Annotated in this window: 6 protein-coding genes; all 6 read right to left on the bottom strand. The window is 64.4% G+C overall.

Annotation, left to right across the window (positions count from 1 at the left end):
* A partial coding sequence (locus ACLQ62_RS15855; protein ID WP_411722594.1) for an HD domain-containing protein occupies positions 1–929 on the bottom strand: 929 nt, incomplete at its 3' end.
* Between the two features lie 37 nt (positions 930–966).
* Positions 967–1974 carry a protein translocase subunit SecF gene (gene secF / locus ACLQ62_RS15850; RefSeq protein ID WP_411722593.1) on the bottom strand — a complete coding sequence of 336 codons (1008 nt, stop codon included), beginning with the start codon at positions 1972–1974 and terminating at the stop codon, positions 967–969.
* Complete coding sequence (secD, locus tag ACLQ62_RS15845; RefSeq protein ID WP_411722592.1) at positions 1974–3662, bottom strand: protein translocase subunit SecD; 1689 nt, start codon at positions 3660–3662, stop codon at positions 1974–1976. The genes secF and secD overlap by 1 nt, the downstream gene beginning before the upstream one ends.
* A 144-nt stretch (positions 3663–3806) precedes the next feature.
* Positions 3807–4226, bottom strand: a complete 420-nt coding sequence (gene yajC / locus ACLQ62_RS15840; RefSeq protein WP_411722591.1) for a preprotein translocase subunit YajC — start codon at positions 4224–4226, stop codon at positions 3807–3809.
* A gap of 70 nt (positions 4227–4296) precedes the next feature.
* On the bottom strand, positions 4297–5328 hold the full coding sequence (gene ruvB, locus ACLQ62_RS15835) for a Holliday junction branch migration DNA helicase RuvB (protein ID WP_411722590.1): 1032 nt from the start codon (positions 5326–5328) through the stop codon (positions 4297–4299).
* Positions 5325–5948, bottom strand: a complete 624-nt coding sequence (gene ruvA, locus ACLQ62_RS15830) for a Holliday junction branch migration protein RuvA (RefSeq protein WP_411722589.1) — start codon at positions 5946–5948, stop codon at positions 5325–5327. The genes ruvB and ruvA overlap by 4 nt, the downstream gene beginning before the upstream one ends.
* Between the last annotated feature and the right edge of the window lie 630 nt (positions 5949–6578).

Genomic DNA, 6578 nt, shown 5'->3' with positions numbered 1-6578 from the left:
GGAATCGGCGTCCACCGTGCGTGGATGGCGCCGAGCACGGCGTAACAGTCACGCACAGAGTTCACCAGGATGCGGATGCCGATGAGGTCGTAGATCTCGTCGAAGTCGCGGCCGCGAACGATCATTTTCTGGTAGATCGAGTAGTACTGCTTCGGCCGGCCGACGACCTTGCCACGGATCTTCGCGGCTTTGAGGTCGTCGTTGACCGAGTCGATCACCTGGTGAACGAGCTCTTCACGCTGCGGCGTCCGCTGCTTGACGAGGCTCTCGATCTCGGCGTACAGCTTCGGGTACAGCACGGCGAAGGACAGGTCTTCCAGTTCCCACTTGATCGTCTGGATACCGAGACGGTGCGCGAGAGGCGTGTAGATCTCGAGCGTCTCTGTCGCCTTCTTCGCGGCCTTCTCGGGTGGGACGAAGCCCCAGGTCCTGGCGTTGTGCAGGCGGTCGGCGAGCTTGATCACAAGGACACGGATGTCCTTGGACATCGCCACGATCATCTTGCGGACGGTCTCGGCTTGAGCGCTCTCGCCGTACTTGACCTTGTCGAGTTTCGTGACGCCGTCGACAAGCATCGCGACCTCGTCGCCGAATTCAGCTCGCAGCTCATCGAGCGGGTAGCCGGTGTCCTCGACGGTGTCATGCAGGAGAGCGGCCGCGAGGGTCTTCGGGCCGATTCCCAGGTCGGCGAGGATCTGTGCCACCGCGACAGGGTGCGTGATGTACGGCTCGCCGCTCTGCCGCTTCTGCCCCCGGTGAGCCTTCTCCGCGACGGTGTAGGCGCGTTCGATGATGGAGAGGTCGGCCTTCGGATGGTGCATCCGAGCGGTACGCACCAGCCGGTCGACCGCGCCCGCGGGTTGGGCCTTCGAGAAGATCCGCGGAACGAGGCGGCGCAGGGAGGCGCTTGACGATTGTGTTTCAGTCATCGCTTCCCTCCTTACGCTCTATTATCCCGCGGAACGGTCAGATCGCGGGTGCGACGACGGGCTCGATGGATCGCTTCCGCGCTTCGAGGATTCTGGCGTCTCGCTTCTGGATCTCCGGTTCGTTCTGCCGGAACAGGGCGTAGAGCGGCGCTGCGACGAAGATCGTGGAGTAGGTGGCCACGAGGATGCCGACGAAGAGGGAGAGGGAGATGTCGCGGAGCGTCTCAGCTCCGAGCACGAAGTCACCGATCAGCAGGATGGATGCCACGGGCAACGCGGCGACGACCGACGTGTTGATCGAGCGCACGAGGGTCTGGTTGACGGCGAGGTTCACCGATTCGGCGAAGGTCCTCGGCGAGTTCTCCCCGTCCTCGCTCGTGTTCTCGCGGATCTTGTCGAACACCACGACGGTGTCGTACAGCGAGTAGCCGAGGATGGTGAGGAAGCCGATGATGGCCGCCGGGCTGATCTCGAACCCGCTGAGTGCATAAACACCGAGGGTGATGACGAGCACGTCGAGCAGAGCGATCATCGCAGCCGCCGACATCTTCCAGGTGCGGAAGTACAGCGCCATGGTGATGAACGCGAGCGCGAGGAAGACAACAAGGCTGGTAATGGCCTGCCGGGTGACATCAGCGCCCCAGGAGGCGCCGATGAACGACGTCGTGACGGCACTCGGATCCACGTCGAATGCGGTGGCGAGGGCGCCGGTGACGTCGTCGGTCTGGTCGTTGGACAGCTCGTTCGTCTGCACCCGCACCGAGTCGTCGCCGACGGTGGTCACTTTCGCGACTGCTTCGGGAACGACGCTCGCGACAGCATCCGTCGCCTTGTTCTGGTCTGCGGATGCCACCGGGGAGATCGTGAACTGGGACCCGCCGGTGAACTCGAAGCTCAGGTTGAAGCCGCCCTTGACGATCGGGACGAGGATCGAGAGGAGCACGAGTGCGATGGCGACGCTGAACCAGACTTTACGGTTCGCGACGAAGTCGATCGAGCGTTTACCGGTGTAGAGGTCGTTGCCGAATGAGGTGAGGCTTGCCATTAGGAATCCTTCTCCTGGCTCTTCGTGCCGCCGGTGGCGATCAGTTCGGCCTGTTTGCGTTCTGCGATCGTCTGGCGTTTGGTTGCCTCGCGACTGGACTTTGCTGCCTTCACCTTGCTGACCTCGGTCGGCGCACGGAATTGTGCGCGGCCCCGGTAGACGGCACCGAGCGCGTTCGGATCCAGGCCCGAGAGCGGGTGACCGCTCGAGAAGAACCGCGTACGGGCCAGAAGCTGGAGCGTCGGGTGGGTGAAGAGAAGGACCACGAGGATGTCGATGATGGTGGTGACACCGAGCGTGAACGCGAAGCCCCTCACGTTGCCGACGGCGAGGATGTACAGCACGACGGCGGCGAGGACGTTGACGCCCTTGGATGCGTAGATGGTCCGTTTGGCGCGGCGCCAGCCGGCCTCGACCGCTGACTCGAGGCCTCGACCGTCTCTCAACTCGTCGCGAATTCGTTCGAAGTACACGATGAACGAGTCGGCCGTGAAACCGATCGCCACGATCAACCCGGCGACACCCGCGAGCGACAGCCGGTACCCGTTGCGCCACGACAGGATAGCGATCACGAGGTAGGTCAGCACGCCGGCCACAACAAGGGACGCGAGCGTCACGAAGCCGAGCAGGCGGTACTGGAACAGGGTGTAGATGGCGACGAGGACAAGGCCGATGATTCCGGCGAGGATTCCGATCTGAAGCTTGCTGGAACCCAGCGTCGCGGAGATCTGGTCCGAACTCTGCACGACGAAGCTGATCGGCAGCGCGCCGTACTTCAACTGGTCGGCGAGCGTCTTCGAGGTCTCCTGCGTGAAGTTGCCGGAGATCTCGGGTCTTCCGTCGGAGATGACAGCGAGAGTCTGCGGTGCGGAGATGACCTGGTTGTCCAGCACGATGGCGAACTGGTTCTGCGGGCTCGGCAGGCCGTTCAGCCGGCTGGTGACGTCTGCGAATTCCTCGGTGCCTTCACGATTGAATTTGAGGTTCACGGCCCATTCGCCGGTGGTCGCGCCGGTCTGGGTGGTGCGCATTCCGTTCGTGGCGTCGGTGATCTGCGATCCCTCGACCTCGACCGGGCCGAGGATGTACTTCACACTGCCGTCGACTTCGCAGGCGACGATCGGCTCGTCGGCGGGCTGTACCACACCGGCTTCAACGGGCTGGTTGCAGTCGAATGCCTGGAATTTCGCCTGCAGTGCTGGCGTGACCTGGCTCAGGTCGCTCGGGCTGGTCGGTTCGGCCGTCGGAGTGTTGGGCAGGGCGGGGTCCGGCGTCGGGTACGGGGTTTCGGTTCCGTCCTCCCCCACGAAGGTGTTCGAGGGCTGCCCGGCGACGAGGACCGGGCGGAATTCCAGTTTCGCGGATGCCTCGATGCGCTTGCGTGTTTCCTCATCGGCTTTCCCGGGGATGGAAACGACGACGTTGTTGCCCTCGGTGTTCACCTCAGCTTCGGACACACCGGAGGCGTCGACGCGCTGGCGGATGATCGAGACAGCCTGGTTGAGCTGTTCCTGGGTGGCCTGGCTGCCGTCCTCGATGTTCGGCTGCAGGATGATCTGCGTGCCGCCCTCGAGGTCGAGCGCGAGTTTCGGCGCCCAGCTCGCGTTGCTCAGAAGGATGCCGCCGATGAGGATGGCGAGGAGAGCAAGGGTGATGACACCCAGCCAGGACAGGGAGCGTCCCGCCATGCGGGTAGGCGACAACTTCGACTGTGCCAACGGCGTACTCAGCTTTCTATGACCGTCCATCGCAGCCGGAAGGCGAGACGGACGCTTCGAGGTGGTGCAGATTCGGGGGCGGGCGCCGAAAACGCGCCTCGCCCCTCAGGAAGACTACTGGTCGGTGTTCTTCTCACGTGAATCGGAAGCCGGCTTGGTGTCGGTGGTGTCGGCGACCTCACCGAACTCGGGTGCGGCGGGGTAGGTGGGGTGGTCTTCGTTGACCTGGTCGGGAGCGCTGTCCGAGACGTCGTCTGCAACCTCGGTCGTCCGCTCCTCATCGAGGAAGCGCACGATGGTCTGCTTGTGGACGGTGAGCACGTTGCCCGGGCTGGTCTCGACCTGGACCTTCTCGTCGTTCACGCTGAGGATGGTGCCGAAGACACCGAAGTTGGTCATCACCTCTGCGCCGGGGACAATCTTCGTCTGCTTCTCTTCGAGGTCCTTCTTGCGCTTCTGTCCATTCCGGAACATGAAGAAGATGAGGACGGCGAGGATGGCGAGCATGCCGATGCTGAGCGGGTCAAGAATCATGGGTTCTGTGAAGCCTTCCGCGATGAGAACACCGCAAGGTTGGGGGTGAGGCCGAGAGGCCAATTAAGAATTATAGAACATCGGGCAGCAGAGAACCTTGAGCACGGCTAACCCCGAAGTGGGCGAACGCCTCAGGTGTCGCCATCCGCCCGCGTGGCGTGCGGGTGATCAGGCCGATCCGGACCAGGAACGGTTCGACAACGCTCTCCACGGTTTCCGCTTCTTCGCCGACGGAGACGGCGAGCGTATTGAGCCCGACCGGGCCTCCCCCGAACCGGGTGAGCATGATTTCCATCACCGCACGGTCGAGGCGGTCCAGCCCCAGTTCGTCGACGTCGTAGAGGTTGAGCGCCGCGCGAACGGATGCTTTGTCGGCGTCGGTGCGGTGCACGAGCACGTAGTCACGCACCCGGCGCAGCAGCCGGTTCGCGATGCGCGGAGTGCCGCGGCATCGGCCGGCGATTTCGGCCAGGGCGTTGTCGTCGATCGGGAAGTTGAGCATCCGTGCGGCACGGTGCAGCACCTGCTCCAGTTCGGGCGCATCGTAGAACTCGAGGTGGGCTGTGAAACCGAATCGGTCACGAAGGGGGTTGGGCAACAGCCCCGACCGTGTCGTCGCACCGACGAGGGTGAACGGCGCGAGGTCGAGGGGCACCGACGTCGCACCCTGGCCTTTGCCGACCATGATGTCGATCCGGAAGTCCTCCATGGCCAGGTAGAGCATCTCTTCGGCGGAGCGCGCCATCCGGTGGATTTCGTCGATGAAGAGTACTTCGCCCGGCACGAGGCTGGAGAGCACGGCGGCGAGGTCGCCCGCATGCTGGATCGCGGGGCCGCTCGACATGCGAAGCGGCTTCTGGCTCTCATGCGCGACGATCATGGCGAGGGTGGTCTTGCCGAGTCCTGGAGGGCCTGCCAGCAGGATGTGATCGGGTGTGCGACCCTGGATCGCCGCGGCCTTGAGCAGCAGTTCGAGCTGGCCGCGAACTTTGGTCTGCCCAACGAACTCGCCGAGGCTCTGGGGGCGCAGGGCGCCCTCGAAGACGAGCTCGGCGTCGGACTCCGGTGCCGGGTCGGTGAGGTCGAAACCAAGGTCGCTCATGCGCGGGCCGTGGATGCTGCGCTGTGCTGGGCCGGGCCGAGCTGGGCGAGTGCGAGGCGCAGGAGCGTCTGCACAGGGAATGTGGCGGCATCCGGGTTCGAAGAAATGACGTTCGCTACCGCGTCGACGGCGACCTTCTCTGACCAGCCCAGTCCGACGAGGGCGACGACGACCTGGTCGCCGGTCGGAGTGGCCGCGGCGCGTTTGGCCGGTTCAGCGTGGGCGATGAGTTTGCCGGCGAGGGAGACGACGATCAGTTTCGCGGTCTTCGGACCGATGCCGGAGACCGTGCGGAAGACGGCGTCGTCCTCCGTTGCGACGGCCGTCGCGATCTGGCCGGGGCCGAGCACGGACAGGACGCCGAGGGCCGACTTGGGTCCGACGCCGGTGACGCCGGTGAGCAGCTCGAAGACCGCGAGCTGCTCGCGCGTTTCGAAGCCGAACAGGCTCATCGAGTCCTCACGGACGATGAAGGAGGTGTGTACGAAAGCCTGATCGCCGACCCGGAGTGCGAGGGCGTGTTCCGGGGTGACCTGGACGGCGTAGCCGATCCCGCCGACCTCGAGAACGACGTTGCCGCCGACGGCTGAGAGCACTGTTCCGCGTACGCTTGAGATCACCGTGCCAGCCTACGTTGGGCATCCGACAGAGCCGGGATCGCCACGCGTGTGGGCTCTACTCAGACGGCGGGCGGTGAAGTCCTGCACCGGCGCCCATGGGCGCCCGACCACACCTTGGCCACAGGACTTCGTCGCCCGCCTGGGTTGCTTCTCCATTTCGCACGGATGAAGGTCTGCGCAGCCACGGGCTCCGGCTCATCCATCGCAAATGCCGGTTATGTGGCGGTTTTTGCGACATCTGCGTCACATGAACCCGGGCCGGCCGTGTTCGGTTCCTCTGGCACGGATGCCGGTTCCACGGGCAGTTTCGCGTCATCCGCGCCACATAAACCCGGGGCCGGCGGTGTTCGGTTCCTTCGTCTGGCACGGATGCCGGTTCCACGGGCGGTTTTGCGTCATGCGCGTCGCATGAACCCGGGCCGGTCGTGTTCGGTTCCATCATCTGGCACAGATGCCGGTTCCACGGGCGGTTTCGCGTCATCTGCGTCGCATGAACCCGGGCCGGCCGTGTTCGGTTCCTTCGTCTGGCACAGATGCCGGTTTCACGGGCGGTTTTGCGTCATCTGCGCCACATGAACCCGGGGCCGGCGGTGTTCGGTTCCTTCGTCTGGCACGGATGCCGGTTTCACG

Source organism: Mycetocola sp. (assembly GCF_046716805.1).
Taxonomy (GTDB): domain Bacteria; phylum Actinomycetota; class Actinomycetes; order Actinomycetales; family Microbacteriaceae; genus Mycetocola_A.
This window is presented reverse-complemented; position numbering and strand designations above follow the sequence as displayed.